We start from the raw sequence: 1,558 nt of genomic DNA, 5'->3' as shown, positions 1-1,558 counted from the left end.
TGAAATTCCCATGAGATAAAAAAATCACGCCAAAGAGAATGTAAATAGTCAAGCTGAAGTTACCTTTGTATAGTGTAACCCTAAATGTATCAGTTATGGCAGAAGTGACATTCCCTCAGTTGATACAGCGTGCTTGCGGTATCGACGTCCATCTGAAGGTTGTGGTGGCGACAATAGACGGAGTAGGCATCCAACGTGATACCCGCTCATTCAAAACCTTCACGAGTTCTTTGAATGAATTGAAAGAATGGCTATTGTCCAATGGTGTAACGCATGTGGCAATGGAAAGTACCGGTGTTTACTGGAAACCTGTTTATAAGGTACTTGAAGATTCCATTCCCAATGTCTGGATAGTCAATGCCCGTCACATAAAGAATGTTCCGGGTCACAAGACAGACAAGATGGACAGCGAATGGATCTGCAAGCTTCTTTTGGCAGGTCTTCTCAAGCCGAGCTATATTCCTCCCAAGGAGCAGCGTCAGCTTCGTGACCTGACTCGCTACCGGAACAAGCTTATTCAGCAGATAGCTTCAGAGAAGAACCGTATGATGCGTATTCTTGAAGACTGCAACATCAAGCTTTCAAGTGTAGTAAGCAATACAAGCGGTACGACAGCTACTTCTCTTATTGATATGCTTTGTGAAGGTAAAGTCCTTACTCTTGATGATATAAAGTCAGTTTACCACGGAAAACTGTCAGCCAGTCCGGAAGAGTTGTTGGAGGCGTGTACCGGTTTTGTTGAAGATCATCACATTTATCTTCTCCAGATGATCCGAAAGGATATAGACCAGACTCAGGCTTTGGTTGATGATTTGTCCGAACGTATAAAGAGACTGTTGTCCAAGTACGATAATGTCCTTGAACTTCTCAGGGAGATTCCCGGTTTTAGCACCAAAGTTGTAGAGGATCTGGTTTCTGAGATAGGTCTTGACATGTCCCACTTCCCTTCAGAAAAGCATCTTTCGTCCTGGGCCGGTCTTTCTCCGGGTAACAACGAGAGTGCTGGCAAAAAAAAAGCGCACGAATCACTCACGGAAACAAACAGGTAAAGGCGGTAATCACAGAAGCCGCATGGGCTGCGACCCGTACAAAGAATACGTTTTTCAGTGAGAGATACCATCGTATAGCTGCCCGCAGAGGAAAAAAACGTGCCTTGATTGCAGTGGGACATTCTCAGTTGATATCCGTTTATCTGATACTGAGTACGGGAGCCCGTTACCATGAACTTGGTGCACAATATATGCAATCCAAGATAGAGCAGAAACGCAAGGTATATTTGTCTTCCGAACTTAAAAAGCTTGGATACAATGTCTCGCTTACTAAAGTTCCACAAGCAGTAACACCCAATTAACAATACAGACCAAAGGCCGACTTTTACTGGAATTACCATAGTCCGAAAATGAAATAGGTCTCAACAGCTAAGCGCCAAAGATTGTGACTTATGTACACGTGTATGAAACTTTTAAATTCTTAGCTGTTGCTATTTATCATCGTATAATAGCCGCATTTGTGTTTTCATGAGTGCTAATCTTTCTTTTGTCAAAACACTCGGTTTTAT

General features: G+C 42.9%; 2 protein-coding genes. Both read left to right on the top strand.

Going from position 1 to position 1,558, the window contains the following annotated elements:
- The first annotated feature begins 95 nt into the window (after positions 1 to 95).
- Positions 96 to 1,049 carry an IS110 family RNA-guided transposase gene (locus I6E11_RS14575; protein ID WP_204394740.1) on the top strand — a complete coding sequence of 318 codons (954 nt, stop codon included), beginning with the start codon at positions 96 to 98 and terminating at the stop codon, positions 1,047 to 1,049.
- A 113-nt stretch (positions 1,050 to 1,162) separates the two neighbouring features.
- Positions 1,163 to 1,351: a hypothetical protein gene (locus I6E11_RS14570; protein ID WP_204394739.1), complete on the top strand. Its 189-nt coding sequence runs from the start codon at positions 1,163 to 1,165 to the stop codon at positions 1,349 to 1,351.
- The last annotated feature ends 207 nt before the right edge of the window (positions 1,352 to 1,558 follow it).

The sequence above is a fragment of the Bacteroides caecigallinarum genome, from assembly GCF_021531075.1.
In the GTDB taxonomy this organism is placed as follows: domain Bacteria; phylum Bacteroidota; class Bacteroidia; order Bacteroidales; family Bacteroidaceae; genus Phocaeicola; species Phocaeicola caecigallinarum_B.
This window is presented reverse-complemented; position numbering and strand designations above follow the sequence as displayed.